This window comes from Natronomonas salina, assembly GCF_013391105.1.
Classification (GTDB): domain Archaea; phylum Halobacteriota; class Halobacteria; order Halobacteriales; family Haloarculaceae; genus Natronomonas; species Natronomonas salina.
Genome location: NZ_CP058335.1, coordinates 617,574 through 631,940 on the forward strand (window position 1 = coordinate 617,574; position 14,367 = coordinate 631,940).

General features: G+C 69.4%; 16 protein-coding genes and 1 pseudogene. 5 read left to right on the plus strand and 12 right to left on the minus strand.

Annotated elements, in window-relative coordinates; genetic code table 11:
• Positions 1-9: 9 nt before the first annotated feature.
• Together HWV07_RS03465 and HWV07_RS03470 are read right to left on the minus strand one after the other, a co-directional pair.
• Positions 10-759, minus strand: coding sequence for a DUF2267 domain-containing protein (locus HWV07_RS03465; protein WP_178332961.1), 750 nt, complete (start codon positions 757-759; stop codon positions 10-12).
• A 179-nt stretch (positions 760-938) separates the two neighbouring features.
• Positions 939-1,295, minus strand: coding sequence for a helix-turn-helix transcriptional regulator (locus tag HWV07_RS03470; RefSeq protein ID WP_178332962.1), 357 nt, complete (start codon positions 1,293-1,295; stop codon positions 939-941).
• A 163-nt stretch (positions 1,296-1,458) separates the two neighbouring features.
• Here HWV07_RS03470 and HWV07_RS03475 point away from each other — a divergent pair, with 163 nt between their 5' ends.
• Positions 1,459-1,608 (plus strand): DUF2080 family transposase-associated protein, encoded by a 150-nt coding sequence (locus tag HWV07_RS03475; RefSeq protein WP_178332963.1) that lies wholly within the window; start codon positions 1,459-1,461, stop codon positions 1,606-1,608.
• 4 nt (positions 1,609-1,612) lie between these two features.
• A pseudogene (locus HWV07_RS03480) lies at positions 1,613-2,849 on the plus strand (RNA-guided endonuclease InsQ/TnpB family protein).
• Between the two features lie 29 nt (positions 2,850-2,878).
• Here HWV07_RS03480 and HWV07_RS03485 read toward each other — a convergent pair.
• Complete coding sequence (locus HWV07_RS03485; RefSeq protein ID WP_178332964.1) at positions 2,879-3,628, minus strand: NRDE family protein; 750 nt, start codon at positions 3,626-3,628, stop codon at positions 2,879-2,881.
• 86 nt (positions 3,629-3,714) lie between these two features.
• Between HWV07_RS03485 and HWV07_RS03490 the strand changes: the two genes are divergently transcribed.
• Positions 3,715-4,308: an HVO_2922 family protein gene (locus tag HWV07_RS03490; RefSeq protein ID WP_178332965.1), complete on the plus strand. Its 594-nt coding sequence runs from the start codon at positions 3,715-3,717 to the stop codon at positions 4,306-4,308.
• Here HWV07_RS03490 and HWV07_RS03495 read toward each other — a convergent pair.
• A complete protein-coding gene (locus HWV07_RS03495; RefSeq protein ID WP_246279890.1) occupies positions 4,303-4,467 on the minus strand; it encodes a DUF1328 domain-containing protein in 165 nt (54 codons plus the stop codon). The two genes, HWV07_RS03490 and HWV07_RS03495, sit on opposite strands and share 6 nt — an antisense overlap.
• Positions 4,468-4,804: 337 nt before the next feature.
• Between HWV07_RS03495 and HWV07_RS03500 the strand changes: the two genes are divergently transcribed.
• On the plus strand, positions 4,805-5,047 hold the full coding sequence (locus tag HWV07_RS03500) for a PRC-barrel domain containing protein (RefSeq protein WP_178332967.1): 243 nt from the start codon (positions 4,805-4,807) through the stop codon (positions 5,045-5,047).
• A 7-nt stretch (positions 5,048-5,054) separates the two neighbouring features.
• On the opposite strand, the gene menE is transcribed toward HWV07_RS03500, so the two are convergent.
• The 3 genes from menE to HWV07_RS03515 are packed head-to-tail and all read right to left on the minus strand — an operon-like array spanning position 5,055 to position 8,494.
• Entirely contained in the window at positions 5,055-6,533 is a 1,479-nt protein-coding gene (gene menE, locus HWV07_RS03505; RefSeq protein WP_178332968.1) for an o-succinylbenzoate--CoA ligase, read from the minus strand.
• A 15-nt stretch (positions 6,534-6,548) separates the two neighbouring features.
• Positions 6,549-7,556, minus strand: a complete 1,008-nt coding sequence (gene menC, locus HWV07_RS03510) for an o-succinylbenzoate synthase (protein WP_178332969.1) — start codon at positions 7,554-7,556, stop codon at positions 6,549-6,551.
• Positions 7,553-8,494 (minus strand): 1,4-dihydroxy-2-naphthoate polyprenyltransferase, encoded by a 942-nt coding sequence (locus HWV07_RS03515; protein ID WP_178332970.1) that lies wholly within the window; start codon positions 8,492-8,494, stop codon positions 7,553-7,555. The genes menC and HWV07_RS03515 overlap by 4 nt, the downstream gene beginning before the upstream one ends.
• Positions 8,495-8,575: 81 nt before the next feature.
• Here HWV07_RS03515 and HWV07_RS03520 point away from each other — a divergent pair, with 81 nt between their 5' ends.
• Positions 8,576-9,196, plus strand: a complete 621-nt coding sequence (locus HWV07_RS03520) for a phosphoribosyltransferase (RefSeq protein WP_178332971.1) — start codon at positions 8,576-8,578, stop codon at positions 9,194-9,196.
• An 18-nt stretch (positions 9,197-9,214) separates the two neighbouring features.
• On the opposite strand, the gene HWV07_RS03525 is transcribed toward HWV07_RS03520, so the two are convergent.
• The 5 genes from HWV07_RS03525 to HWV07_RS03545 all read right to left on the minus strand — a co-directional run bounded on the left by HWV07_RS03525 (position 9,215) and on the right by HWV07_RS03545 (position 14,345).
• Positions 9,215-10,159: a 1,4-dihydroxy-2-naphthoyl-CoA synthase gene (locus HWV07_RS03525; protein ID WP_178332972.1), complete on the minus strand. Its 945-nt coding sequence runs from the start codon at positions 10,157-10,159 to the stop codon at positions 9,215-9,217.
• Between the two features lie 85 nt (positions 10,160-10,244).
• Positions 10,245-10,505: a DUF8066 domain-containing protein gene (locus HWV07_RS03530; RefSeq protein WP_178332973.1), complete on the minus strand. Its 261-nt coding sequence runs from the start codon at positions 10,503-10,505 to the stop codon at positions 10,245-10,247.
• A gap of 89 nt (positions 10,506-10,594) precedes the next feature.
• The gene (locus HWV07_RS03535) at positions 10,595-11,182 is read right to left on the minus strand and encodes an NAD(P)/FAD-dependent oxidoreductase (protein ID WP_178332974.1); all 588 of its coding nucleotides are present in this window, start codon (positions 11,180-11,182) and stop codon (positions 10,595-10,597) included.
• 74 nt (positions 11,183-11,256) lie between these two features.
• Entirely contained in the window at positions 11,257-13,011 is a 1,755-nt protein-coding gene (menD, locus tag HWV07_RS03540; protein WP_178332975.1) for a 2-succinyl-5-enolpyruvyl-6-hydroxy-3-cyclohexene-1-carboxylic-acid synthase, read from the minus strand.
• Positions 13,008-14,345: an isochorismate synthase gene (locus HWV07_RS03545; protein WP_178332976.1), complete on the minus strand. Its 1,338-nt coding sequence runs from the start codon at positions 14,343-14,345 to the stop codon at positions 13,008-13,010. The genes menD and HWV07_RS03545 overlap by 4 nt, the downstream gene beginning before the upstream one ends.
• Positions 14,346-14,367 lie beyond the last annotated feature (22 nt).

Here is a 14,367-nt window from a genome sequence, read left to right on the forward strand (position 1 = left end):
GCCCCAGTCTCAGTTGATGGCCAGGACCTCTCCGTACTCGTCGGGGAGCTGGTCGACTGCGATGTCGAGTTCGTGGTCCAGCGAGACCTTCCCGAGGACGTCCGTCACCTCGACGACGTACTCGCGGGCGCGGTCCGGCGGGACGTCGGCCCGGGCGGCCACCCGGTCGACGAACGTGTCGACCGCGAGGTCCTCGGTGTGGGACTCGACCAGCCACTCCTTGGCGTCGCCGCGGAGGTAGACCGCGACGTCCTCGGCCTTCCGCTGGGAGAGCCGCTCGCCGAGCGTCGTGAGCGTCGCCTCGGCGGCGACGGCGGCCTCCTCGCCGTCGAGCGCGGACGCCTCCTCGACCGCGTCGGTGAACGTCTCGGCGACCGGGACCGACTCGGGTTCGATCACCTCGCCGTACGCCGGCGGGAGCTGCGCGGTGGCGTTCGACAGCGCGTCGCCGCCGGCGTGCTCGGCGACGGCGTCCACGACGCTCCCGATGGCCGCCCTGACGTCGCCGTCCAGGTTCGCGTCGTCGGCGACGCTCTCGACGAACCGCTCGAACGGCTCCGGACAGGCCTCCTCGCGGTCGACCCGCGTGAGCGCGCGGCCGAACCTGGCCGGGAGCCGGGCGGCCAGCTCCTCGGCCTGCGCTCGCGAGATGCATCGCCCCAGTTCCGCGAGCACCGCCTCGGAGACTCGACCGGCCGCTTCGTCGGACTCCAGTGGCCCGGACCGCCGGACGGACGCGAGGAACTCGGGTTCAGTCATTCGATTGAAACTTTCTGGCGAACGGTTGAAAGCGTAGTTCCCAATCGGTCGGCGTCTGGTCGGCGTTCGGTTGCCTGTATTGACGCCGGTGACAGACCGAGAACGGGTAACTTTCAGGGTGAAAGCGCCGGAACGACGGTCCCCAATCGGGCCGAGAAAGTCGGCGAAGCGCCGCGCGACTAGTACTCCTCGTAGGCGAGGTTCATCACCCACTGCGAGAAGGCGTCGCTCTGGGCGTCGATCTCCTCGTCGCCGACGAACGGCGAGAGCATGTCGCCGGCCATCAGCAGCGAGAACTCGAGGTCGGCCGGGTCGCGGACCGGGGTGATGAGGTAGGTATTGTGCCCGTCGTAGACCGTGTCCTCGCGCTCGACGAGCCCGCGCTCCTCGAGCTTGTCGATGATGCGGCTGCCCTTCCGGGAGTCGACGTCGAGTTCCTTCCAGAACTCGCTCTGGTGGATCCCCCCGACGTCGCGGATCAGTTCCAGCCCTGCACGTTCGACGTCCGAGAGTTCCTCCTCGGCGGCGCTACTCATTGTCGTATACTGGGGCCGCGAACCCTTTAATTTTTGTAAGCTGTGTCCACGGCCCGGGAGAGCAATACAAAGAGTATCAACAAGTGATTTTCTCATTTGGATAGAAGGACAGCTGTTAGCACCCACCGAAGACCCTAAATATATACTGAATATATAGGTTGGTATGGGCACTTTCGAACTAGAAGGTGAAGAAGTCATCGACCGTGAGGCAAAGGAGTTCGGCGGGAGTGCCCATGTCACCGTTCCCAAAGACTGGCGTGGTGCGGACGTGAAAGTCATCCGCATCACCGAACCCGACAACCAAGGCGAGTAACGCGATGAATTACAACTACAGGTATCGAATCGAGCCGAGTGAGGCTGTTGAAGCCGAGTTAGAATATCATATTGATACCTGTAGGCAGCTCTATAACCATTTTCTGTACGAACTTCGTACCACCGATAAGTACCTGTCGTACACCGCGATGCAAAATATGCTGCCCGGTCTGAAGGACTGGTGGGATCAGTTGAACGACGTCTACTCTAAAGTGTTGCAGATGGTCGCTCGACGCATTAGTGACAACATCAATCGACTCAAAGAAAAGAAAGAAAACGGCCAGAGTGTCGGGAAACTCGTGTGGAAGCGCCCAAGAGAATATCGGAGCCTCACTTACAACCAGTCTGGTTTCGAGCTCAAGAACACGAGTGAGCAGACTGTTCTCTCCCTTTCCAAAATTGGTGAGATGCCGATACACCTCCACAGGGACATTCCCGACGACTCCCGTGTCAAACAAGTCACTATTAAGCAAGAGAAAACGGGCAAGTGGTACGCTATCTTCGGCATCGAAACCGAACAGGACGTACCTGAGAAACCCGCGTTGGACGACGTTGATCGCAATGCTATGGTCGGCATTGATGTTGGCATCCTCAAATATACTCACGACACCGATAGTACGATGGTCGGCAGTCTCGACCTCGAAGCAGAAGTACGAACGGCTAGAACGTGAGCAGCGAGCGTTGAGTCGCAAAGAAGAAGGCTCGCAAAACTGGCACAAACAATGTCGCCGCATGGCGCGCGTCCACGCCCGTATCGTCCGAAAACGGCGAGACTTTTTGCACAAATTATCTGCGTACTACGCTCGGGAGTACGACCTCGTGGCCGTCGAAGACCTCGACGTTCACGGGATGATGCAGCTCCCATCTAATAGCCAGAACAGAGCTTCCGCGGCATGGCGGACATTCATCGACTTCCTCGAATACAAGTGCGACCGCGAAGGGACTCACTTCGTGCAAGTCGAACCGAAGGGGACGACAGAGGAATGTGCAAAGTGCGAGGTTAAAGTTGCAAAGGAGTTGTGGGTTCGCGAGCACTCTTGTCCGACATGCGGATTCGAGACTGATCGTGATGAGAACTCTGCCTACAACGTATTGAAACGCGGTCTTCAGGAGTTAGGTGTGGGACACGCCGAAGTCACGCCTGCGGAGACTGCACTCACTACGTCCATGACTGGTGGTGATCCCGCCGTCGTGGATGCAAAGTGTGTCGTCGAAACAGGAAGCCCCTCCCGGAACGAGTGAGCGCAAGCGAGCGAGTAAAGTGGGGTAGTTCACATCGTGTCATCCACGGGCCTGAACGAGGTTTCGCAGGGCCGCCCGTCGGCGAACTCGACGACGGCGTCGTCGCCGAGGCGGACGAGCGTCGACGACCGGGTGCCGAAGCCATCGCCGTGGATGCAGACGCCGTACTCGTGGTCGCCGAGGACCTCGCCGGCCCGGCGGGTCCAGTCGGCGCCCGTCTCCCCGTCCCGGGGCTGGAGCACCTCGCGGACGCGGTCGGCGTTGGCAGCCTGCTGGCGTCCCGCGTCGGGGCGGGCCGGCGGGACGAACCAGTCGCCGTCGAAGCCGACGTTGACGACGACGTGGACCCCCGGGTCGAGGCGTCGTCGCTCGAAGCCGGCGTCGTCGCCGCCCAACCCGCCGTTCACGACGAGTTCGCAGTCCTCCCGGTCGGCGACGAGGAGGTGGAACGGCGCGTACTCGCGGGCGCCGAGTTCGTCTTCGACGCGGGCGAGGGCGGCAGTCGCCGACGGTTCCTCGAGGGCGTCAGTGACGAGGCGGCCGCGGGAGCGTTCGCCCTCGCCGCTCACCCAGCGGTTCGTGACGGCCGCGAGGACGCCGTGCTCGTTGTAACCGAGCCAGGTGCCGCCGGCCCGCTCGTCGCGGGGGGCGAGGATCCGCGGCGACGTCTCCCAGACGAAGGGCGGCGACGAGGGGCGGCCGGTCGCCTCGTCGCGGTTGGCGGCGACGCAGACGGGGGCGTCGTCGAACACCTGCCACGCGACGATGAGAGTGCACACGGAGGTCCGTACGGTCGCCACGGGTTTAAATTCCGTCGGGGCCGGCTCCCGGGGAGGCTTAACGTGCTGGCGGCCCTACGGGTCGTATGGACGACGAGACGGTATTCGAGTTCGAGGGATCGGGGAGTCGAGCGGAGATCGCGGCGTCGCTGCGCGCCATCACGGCCCAGCTGTCGGGTTCGGGACCGATTTCGCTGACCGCCGGCGACGAGACCGTCTCGGTCCAGCCGGCAGAATCGATCGACTTCGAGGTCGAGGTCGAACGAGAGGGCGAGGACGGGGAGCGTCAAATCGAACTGGAGATCGAACTCGAGTGGCCGGAGAAGGCGGACGGAGAAACGGGGTCCGCTGGCGGTGCGGTCTCCTCGGACGGTGAATCCGAAACGACCGAGCCCGTGGGGGAAGCCGACGAAGCAGAGAGCGAGGCGGACGTCGTCGACCTCGAAGCGGACCACACACCGGCAGAACCGGAGGAGGGCGTCGCCGAGGCCGTCGGCAGCCTCGGGACCTTCGAGGTGTTCGAGGACCGCGCCGGCGAGTGGCGCTGGCGGTTGGTCCACCGCAACGGGAACGTCATCGCCACTAGCGGCGAGGGGTACACGCGCCGAAGAAACGCCGAGAAAGGACTCCGGAGCGTCGTCGAGAACGCTCCGGGGGCCGACGTGGTCGACGACCTATAGCAACAGCGAGACGATCGCGAGGATCAGGAAGACGGCGACCAGGATCTTCGCGATCTGCATGCTGACGCCCGCGATGTCGCGGGCCCCGACGACGGCGGCGATCAGCGCCAGGACGAAGAACAGGATCGCCAGTTCGAGGAAGTCACCTGTCAGTTGCATGGGCGTCCCGAGGAAGCCCAGCAGATTCGCTACGCCGACGTCGGCCGCGACAGTTGGTACAGTCATCGTGCTTCGGTTGACACTATGCTAGTTCTGCCCTTCGTTATAGGGAGAATACCCGGACCGCCCCTGTACGGGCCCCAGCGCGGTCGTTTCGTCGCCGAGCCGTCTGCCGAAATGTCACCATATACACAAACCGGCCGGGGACAGGGTGACCGTACGAACGGGGCCACAACCATCACGCAAATATTACAATCCACCCGACGGGTCTATCCTCGCCCGCCCCCCGAGCCGTGAGTGCAGCCGAGCGGGCGGGCACACGGAGCGTGACTCAATCATGCAACACAACTTCACAGAGGAAGACGAGGGGAAGAAGGTCGTCGGAACGACGGGCGACGAGATCGGCATCGTGTCGGGCGTCCGCGGCGGCACCGCCTACGTGGACCCCGACCCGGGGCTCACGGACAGCCTGAAGAGCCGCCTCGGCTGGGGCGACGTCGACCAGGACGACTACCCGCTCGACGACGCCCACGTCGAGTCGGTCACCGACGACGAGATCCGACTCGGAAGCGACTTCTGATCGGCCGCTAGTCGCGGCGGTCGAGCAGCCGGTCCCGGACGGCCGTCCGGTCGACGGTTCCGGAGGCCGTCCGGGGGAGGTCGTCAACGAACCCGATTTTTCTGGGAATTTTGTACCCGGCGATCCGGTCCCCACAGTGCTCGCGGAGTTCCTCGGCAGCGGCGCTTCGGCCGTCTGCTAGCTCGACGAGCGCCGCGACCAGTTCGCCCCACTCCTCGTCGGGCAGCCCGACCACCGCGCAGTCCGCGACCGCCGGGTGTGTTTGCAGCGCGTCGGCGACCTCTGTCGGGTCGACGTTCTCGCCGCCAGTGACGATGCGGTCGTCCGCTCTGCCGTGGACGTACAGGCGCCCGGTCTCGTCGCGGTGACCCACGTCGCCCGTCCGGAGGCCGGCGGCGGCGAACGCCTCCGCGGTCCGGTCCGCGTCGAGGTACCCCGGCGTCACCATCGGCCCCGAAACGACGAGTTCGCCTTCCTCGCCCGGTTCGCAAACGCCGCCGGCGTCGTCGACGACGGTGACCTCGGCGAACATCACCGGGTTGCCGACCGAGGCCGGGTTCGCCCTCGCCTCGTCCGGTCGCGCCGTCGCGATCTGGGAGGCCGCCTCGGTCATCCCGTAGGTCGGCGCGACCGGGACGTCGCGCTCCTGTGCCCGCGCTAGGAGTTCCGGGGGGCAGGCGGCGCCGCCGAGCAGCACGAACCGGAGGTCGGGGAACGACCCGGCGTCGAGGAGCCGCTCCAGCATCGTCGGGACGAGCGAGACGGCCGTCGCGTCGGCCTCACGCATCGCGGCGAGCGTCGCCTCGGGCTCGAAGTCCCGCTGGAGCGACAGCGCCGTCCCGTAGAGCACCGAGCGGTACACCGGCGCGAGCCCGCCCATGTGGTACATCGGCAGCGGGACGTGCCAGCAGTCGTGGGGGACGAGTCCGAGTCTGAACGCAGAGGCGGTCGCACTCGCCAGGACGTTCCCCAGCGTGAGCACGACGCCGTCGGGGTCGCCGGTCGTCCCGGAGGTGAACATGACGACCAGCGGGTCGTCGAGCTCCCACTCCGGGAGGTCGAACGGCTCGGGCTGGATGGCTGAGAGTTCCTCGGCGCCCGCCGCGGGGTCGTCCAGCGAGAGCGCCGTGCCGCCCGTCGCGTCGGCGACGGCGGCTTCGGTTTCGCGCTCGCAGACGACGGCCGCGGGGTCGACGCGCTCGAGTCGTTCCGCCAACTCCGTGCCGGTCGAGCGGGCGTTCAGCGGGACGAGGACGGCGCCGAGTCGCTGTGCGGCGTGGACGAGCGAGACGAACGCCGGGCGCGTCCCCGCACAGACCGCCAGCCTGTCGTCGACGCCGACGCCCCTCGCGGCGAGCCGGCCGGCTAGGACCTCGACGCGTTCGTCCAGCGCGTCGTAGGTGACGGCGGACGCGACGTCGCCGGCGCCCGCCAGCGCCGTCGCTGCCGGCGTCGCGTCCGCCCGGACGGCCAGCCAGTCGCGCATGTTCCGGTCGACGCTTCACGAGGGGGGAATATTGCCTTTTCCGTGTGGGATGACCGCGCTCCCCGCCCGGACCGTCGCCACGCCCTCTCGGAGATCCGCGGCGAGGCGGTCGCCCGTCGCCAGCCCGCAGGCCCGGACGTCCGGGACGGAGGCCGCGAGGTGGACGGCGGCCGCGCGCGCGACGGCGCCGTCGACGGTCGTCGTGACGACGGGTTCGACGCCCGCGTCGCGGGCGCGCATCGCGACGCCCCGGGCCGCGTCGACGCCCCCCAGCGCCATCGGCTTGCAGACGACGACGTCGGCGGCCCCCGCCTCGAGGACCGCGTCGAGCCCGTGTTCGACGACTCCCTCGTCCAGGGCGACACCAACCCCGACTGTCTCGCGTAGTGCGGCGTGACCAGCGAGGTCCGCAGCAGGCAGCGGCTGTTCGACGAACGCGACGTCGAGCGCGGCGAATCGCGAGAGCAGCTGCTCGGCGGTCGACCGGTCCCACGCGCCGTTGGCGTCCGCTCTGAGTTCGACGTCGGGACACCGCTCCCGGACGGCTTCGAGTCGCCGGAGGTCCTCATCCGGGGCGCGCGCGCCGACCTTGACCTTCACCGCCCGGAACCCCGCGTCGACCGCGGACTCGGCGGCTGCCGCCGTCGCCTCCGCTGGGCCGTCGCCGACCGTCGCGTTCACCGGGACGCGGTCGACCTGTGCCTCGCCGCCGAGGTACCGGTAGAGCGGTTGCTCCGACGCGCGGGCCCGTGCGTCGAGAACCGCCAGGGAGACGCCGTGGCGCGCTGCGGGGGTCTCGTCCAGCTGACCGCTATCGAGTGCGGCCGCCGGGTCCTCGACCGACCGGAGTGCGGTCTCGCAGTCCACGAGCGACTCCGTCCAGCCCGGCAGCGGTGTGGCCTCGCCCAGCCCGGTCACCCCGTCGACGTCCACCTGGACGAGGAACCCTTCCCGGCTGTCGATGGTGGCCGCGGCGGTCTCCAGCGGGCTGGACAGCGGCAGCGAGAACGGCTCGACGTTCATAGCAGCGCCGGGAGCGCGAACCCGGCGGCGAACAGCACCGAGTGGGCGAACAGAAGCTGCCCGGTCCGCTCCAGGGCGGGGTTCAGCGCCTCGCCCTCCGTGCGAGTCCAGACCGTGCGGCCGACGGTCGCCGCCAGCGGCGCGGTCAGTAACGGGAGCAACACGGCCGGGTGGAAGCCGTCGAGCCAGAGTGCGACCGGGGTGACGTAGGCCAGCCCGACCATCGCGGTCCACTCGATCCGGGACAGCCGGTAGCCGAGGACGACGGCGAGCGTCCGCTTGCCGGCCGCAGCGTCGGTCTCGCGGTCGCGGATGTTGTTGACGACGAGAATAGCCGTCGAGAGCCCGGCCGCGGGGAGGGCGGCGACGACGGCGACGGCAGGGAGTGCCTCCGGCGGCACCCACAGCGGCAGCGGGTCCGCGACGTGGACGACTGCCTGGACGTAGTAGGTGCCGGTCACCGCGACCAGCCCGAAGAAGACGAACACGAAGAGGTCGCCCAGCCCGCGGTAGCCGTAGGGGAGGGGCCCGCCGGTGTACGTGATGCCGGCGGCGACGCTGGCGAGGCCGACGACGAGGATGGGGACGCCGCCGACGTAGACGAGGTAGACGCCGAGGAGGATGGCGAGCGCGAAGGTGGCGTACATGGCGCGCTTGACCGCGGCGGGTTCGATGATGCCGCCGGCGGTGACGCGGGTGAACCCCTCGCGGTCCTCGGTGTCGGCGCCTCGGACGGCGTCGTAGTAGTCGTTGGCGAAGTTGGTGCCGATCTGCAGCAGGAGCGCGCCGACGAGTGCGAACAGCGCCGGCAGGGCTGCGAACACGCCCTCGTGGACCGCGAGCCCGGTGCCGACGACGACCGGCGCGGCGCCCGCGGGCAGCGTCTGCGGCCGCGCGGCCATCAGCCACGCCTTCGCCGGGGAGACCGTCTCCGTCATTGTCGGGGCTCGGGGCGGCGGCGGCTTAAGCGGGCGGGATTGCCCGCGAGCTTTTCACCGCCCCGGAGCCTACTTTTTCGTATGTTCGCAGACCGCGCGGACGCCGGCCGACAACTGGCCGCGGAACTGCAGGAGCGGGGCGTCGCGGCCGACCTCGTCCTCGCCGTCCCCCGGGGCGGCCTGCCGCTCGGGCGGGCCGTCGCCGACCGCCTCGGCGCGCCGCTGGACATCGTCGCCGCGAAGAAGCTCGGCGCGCCCGGAAACCCCGAGCTCGCCGTCGGCGCCGCGGCCAGCGACGGGAGCCTATACCTGAACGACGACCTCGTCGAACGCCTCGACCTGAGCGACACGTACGTCGAGAACGAGGGGGAGAAGGCGGCCGCGACCGCCCGCGAGAAGGAGGCCACGTACCGAACGGGAGCGGCTCCGGACCTGGGCGGCAAGCGCGTCGTCGTCGTCGACGACGGCCTGGCGACGGGCGCGACCGCCATCGCCTGCATCCGGAAGGCGAAGGCGGAGGGAGCGAGTCACGTCGTCCTCGCCGTCCCGGTCGGAGCCCCGGGCTCGGTCGACGAGGCCGCCGCGGAGGCGGACGAGGTGGTCGTCCTCGAGACTCCCCGTCGGTTCGGCGCCGTCGGCAGCCACTACCGCGACTTCTCGCAGGTGAGCGACGAGGCGGTGATGGCGTACCTCGAGCCGTGATCGTCCGGGTGCGCGGAATCAGTAGTACCAGTCGAACTGCTCGAAGTCGGGGTCGCGGTCCTCGTTGAAGGCGTCGCGGCCCTCCTGGGCCTCCTCGGTCATGTAGCCCAGGCGGGTCGCCTCGCCGGCGAAGACCTGCTGGCCGACGAGGCCGTCGGTGTCCATGTTGAACGCGTACTTGAGCATCCGGATGGCCATCGGGGACTTCGAGAGGATCGCCTCCGCCCACTCGTGGGCGACGTCCTCCAGTTCCTCGTGGGGGACCGCCTCGTTGGCCATCCCCATCTCGACGGCCTCCTCGGCGGAGTAGGTCTTCCCGAGGAAGAACACCTCGCGGGCCTTCTTCTGGCCGATCTGGTTGGCGAGGTACGCCGAGCCGAAGCCGGCGTCGAAGGAGGCGACGTCGGGGTCCGTCTGGAGGAACTTCGCGTGCTCCTCGGAGGCCAGCGTCATGTCGCAGACGACGTGCAGCGAGTGGCCGCCGCCGACGGCCCAGCCCGGGACGACGGCGATGACCGGCTTCGGGATGTGCCTGATGAGCCGCTGGACCTCGAGGATGTGCAGCCGTGGGGCGTCCTGCCGCTCCTCGTCGGGAGTCGCTCGCGGGTCGCTCTGCTCCCCGCTCGCGTTTTCCGAGGCGCGCCGCGCCTCGCTATCCTCGTACTCGTAGCCGGCGTCGCCCCGGATGCGCTGGTCGCCGCCGGAACAGAACGACCACCCGCCGTCCTTCGGCGACGGGCCGTTGCCGGTGAGCAGGACGCAGCCCACGTCGGTCTGGCGCTTGGCGTGGTCGAGGGCGGTGTAGAGTTCGTCGACCGTCTCCGGCCGGAAGGCGTTGCGCACCTCGGGGCGGTCGAAGGCGATGCGGACGGCGCCGGTCTCCGTCGACCTGTGGTAGGTGAGGTCCTCGAAGTCGTCGGTGACGGGCTCCCAGCGGTCCTCGTCGAACAGTTCGGATACCATTGGCGGCGATGGGACCCCTGCGAGCAAAAAGCCACCCGACCCGTCCCCGCGGCCTCGGAGGCGATTGCGGGGTCGATGCCAGGCGTTAGTCTTCGTCGAGCGACGTCTCGATCCGCCGGGCGGTGCCCGCCAGGTCCTCGACGGCCACGACCAGCCGGTAGAGCAGCCAGACGACGAACGCGGTGAGGACGACGCTCGCGAGCGCCACAACGAGCCAGACGAAGAGGAGGATGCTCTTGAGGACCAGTATCGAGTAGGCGAACGCGGCGACCAGGAGGACACCCAGGACGAACGCGGGTCGTAACAGGACGTCGACGAGCCATGAGTCGGCCGTACCGGAGGACATGGCTGCTCGTGGTCGCCGTCGGATTTAACCGTTGCGTCGCCCCGCGTAAGGAAGGTTACAGGCGACAGACAGGAGCGTCGCCGAGCGCGTTACTCGCCGCGGTCGATAGCAGCCTCGAACACCGACTCCACCTGGTCGGGCGTGTCGAAGTCGTGGTAGTTGTCGCCGCGCTCCTTCGAGAGGATGTTCAGCGCCGCGGCGGCGCCGTCGCCGGCGGAGATGACCGCCTGCCACTCCTCGGCCCGCCCCATCGCGCCCGTGGCGTAGACGTCGTCGACGCTCGTCTCCATCGTCACGTCCACGTCGACGACGTCGCCGTCGAAGGCACAGCCCAGCGACTCCGCGAGGTCGCGGTTCGCGCCGGTCGCGAGGACCACGTAGTCGGCGTCGTACTCGTCGTCCTCGGTCGTGACCGTGAAGCCGTCGCCGCTCTCGGCGACGTCCGTGACCGCCTCCCCCTGGCGCCGCTCGGCGCCGAAGGTGTCGACCTGTCCGCGGAGCGTCTCCAGGAACGCCGTCCCGTCCTGCGAGCCGATCCCCGGGTAGTTCAGGAGGTGGGTCTTGTGGAGCCACGTCTCGTCGGTGTCGAAGACCGTCGCCTCGAGGCCGTTCTTCGCGGCGAACAGTGCAGCGCTCAGGCCGGCGGGGCCCCCGCCGACGACGATGACGTTCGTCATGTCGGAGAGAACGGCCGTGGGACGGATAGGGATGCGCCGGTCGTGTCGCGATGGACACGACCGAGTCGCAGTTTTCACATCGAGTCGAGGACCCGCTCCTGCAACGCCCGCCGGTCGTCGTGGTTCCGCTGGCTGTCCGCGACGAACTCGATGACCTGCGAGCCGTCGATCTTGACGGACTCCGCGTACAGCTCCCGGAACTCCGCGCGGTCGTCGGTGCGGGCGAACTCCAGGCCGTAGAGGTCCGCGGAGTGCTCGAAGTCCAGCCCGTGCGGCGTCCGGAACCACTCGTCGAAGGCGTCGTGCTCCTCGATGGGGAGGAGGTGGAAGATGCCGCCGCCGTCGTTGTTGACGCAGACGATCGTCGCGTCGACGTCGCACCGCGAGATGGTGAGCAGCCCGTTCATGTCGTGGTAGTAGGCCAGGTCACCGGTCACGATGACGAGCGGGTCGTCGGTGGCCGACCCGGCGCCGAGGCCCGTCGAGGTGATGCCGTCGATGCCCGAGGCGCCGCGGTTGCCGAGGACGGTGAGGTTCGCGGTCCGGGGCCGCCCGAACCGGTCGAGGTCGCGGACCGGCATCGAGTTCGAGACGAAGAGCGTCGCCGGATCCGGGGCGCCGTCGACGACCTCCGCGAGGACGGCGCCCTCTTCGGGCTCCGCGCCGGCGACGAGCTCCCAGTAGTCGCGTTCGGCCGCGCGGAGTCGGTCGGCGTAGCCACCGGGGTCGCGGTCGACCGCGCTCGCGAGTTCGGTCGCCAGCCGGGTCTCGTCGGCGACCACGAGGTCTGTCGCGGTGAACGTCGCCTCCCGCCAGCCGCCCGCCGGGTCGACGACGAACTGTCGGGCCCCGGAGTCCCGGAGGTAGTGCCGGAGGGGCTTCGAGGTCGGTGACGCGCCGAAGCGGACGACCACCTCGGGGTCGGCGTCGATCGTAGGCAGGTAGGTATCGTACCCGCCGAGGACGGTGGCCCCGTCCATCCCGACGTGGACGCCGAACCTGGCCCCCGAGAGCGGGTCGGCGGCGACCGGGAAGCCGCTCGCGCGGGCGAGGCCGAGCAGGGCGTCGCGGGCCGGCGACGGTCGGTCCGCGGGCCCGCAGACGATCAGCCCCGAGCCCGCCCCCGAGATCGCCTCGGCGAGTGCTCGACGGTCACCCTGTGCCAAAGCCGCGCGCCCGCGTGTCGTCTCCACGAAGGGGCCGTCCCGCCCCTCGACGGCCAGGGGGTACGCCTCCGGGAACCCGGCCGGAACCGAGCCGTCCGGGACGCCCTTCGGCGCGGCACCGGGGCCGGCGCCGGGTTCCAGCGGCTTGCGGAAGGGGACGTCGAGGTGGACCGGTCCCGGTTCGGTCCCCGCCGCGGTCGCGATGGCGCGACAGACTGCCGTCCGGAGCGACCTGAGCTTCCGGTCGGCGGCCTCCGGTTCCGGGAGCTTGCGGTACTGCCGGACCGAATCGCCGTAGAGCTTCTCCTGGTCGACGGTCTGGTTGGCGCCGCTGTCCTGCAGTTCCGGCGGCCGGTCGGCGGTCAACAGGAGCATCGGCACCCTGGCGCTGTCGGCCTCGACGACCGCCGGGTGGAAGTTCGCCAGGGCGGTCCCGGAGGTCGAAACCAGCGGCGTCGGCTCCCCCGTCCGTTTGGCGCGACCCAGCGCGAAGTACGCCGCCGAGCGCTCGTCGAGCTGCGAGTACGTCTCGATATCCGGGTGGTCGGCGAGGGCGACGGTCAGCGGCGTCGAGCGGCTCCCCGGCGACAGGACGGCCGCCTCGACGCCCGCCTTCGCGAGTTCGTCGGCGATCGCCGTCCCCCACAGCTCGTTGACGGTCATTCTAGCTCGTCGAGGATCGGGCGGTACTTCAGTTGCACCTCGTCCCACTCGCGGTCCGGGTCCGAGTCGGCGACGATGCCGACGCCGGCGAACAGCGTGGCGACGTCGCCGCGGGCGACCGCAGACCGGATCGCGACGGCGAAGGAGCCGTAGCCCGCGGCGTCGAACCAGCCGACCGGCGCCGCGTACCAGCCGCGCTCGAAGGGTTCGGTGTCGCGGATGGTGCGGAGCGCCTCGTCCGGCGGGAGCCCGCCGACGGCGGGCGTCGGGTGCAGCGCCTCGACCAGGGTGAGGACGTGCTCGTCGGCGGCCAGTTCGGCCGTGATCGGCGTCTCGATGTGCTGGACGGTCGCGAGCCGCCGGACGTCCCGGCGCCCCGACTGGATGGACGAGGCGTACGGCGCTAGCTGCTCGCGGATGGCGTCCGCCACGAGTTCGTGCTCGTGGACGTTCTTGTCGTCGTCGAGCAGCTCGGCCGCGAGCCACTCGTCCTCCTCGGGCGTGTCGCCGCGGCCGGTCGTGCCCGCGAGCGCGCCGGTCTCGACGGTCCGGCCGCGGAGGCCGACGAGCCGCTCGGGCGTCGCACCGAAGAAGCTCGCCTCGCCGTCGCGCGGCTCGACGAGGAAGCGGAAGCAGTCCGGGTACGTCCCCGAGAGCCGGGTCAGCGCGGCGGGGACGTCCAGGGGTCGCTCCAGGCGAGCCTCCAGGGCCTGCGCGAGGACGACCTTCCGGAGTTCGCCCGCCTCGATGCGGTCGACGGCTGCCGTGACGCTCTCGCGCCACTCCGCCTTCGACGTGGTCCGCGCCCGGCTGACGACGCCCGGCGGGTCCGCGACCGGGCCGGGGTCGGGACGGTCGAGAAGTTCCTCGCGGGCTGTCTCGAGGCGGGTCTCGACGTCGTCGGGGTCGGCGCCGACGGCGTTGACGGAGAGCCACGCCTCGTCGTCGGTGTAGGTCACCTGGACGCGCGGCAGGACGAACTCGGCGCCCGGGTAGCCGTCCCACGGGCCGTCGGCGGCGTGCTCGTCGTGGAAGGCGAAGCCGCCGAACAGCCGGGGTCGCGCCGCGAGCGTGCCGGCGTGGACATTGCCGGTGGCGAACAGGTCGTCGGCCGCCTCGCGGACGGCCGCGAAGCGGTCGGGGCCGTCGGCCGCGATGGTCGCCGCCGCGCCGCTGCCGACGACGGTCGCCTCGGCGGGGGCGGCCCAGAGCGTCCGGGGGGCGTCGGCCGCCGAGAGCGCGGCGCGCGGGCGTGGCGGCTCACGGAGGCGTTCGGTTCGGCAGACGAGCCCCTCGCCGTCGGGGACCGCCTCCTCGCTCCGCAACGGTTCCATTGCTTACCCGTTGGTACCCCAC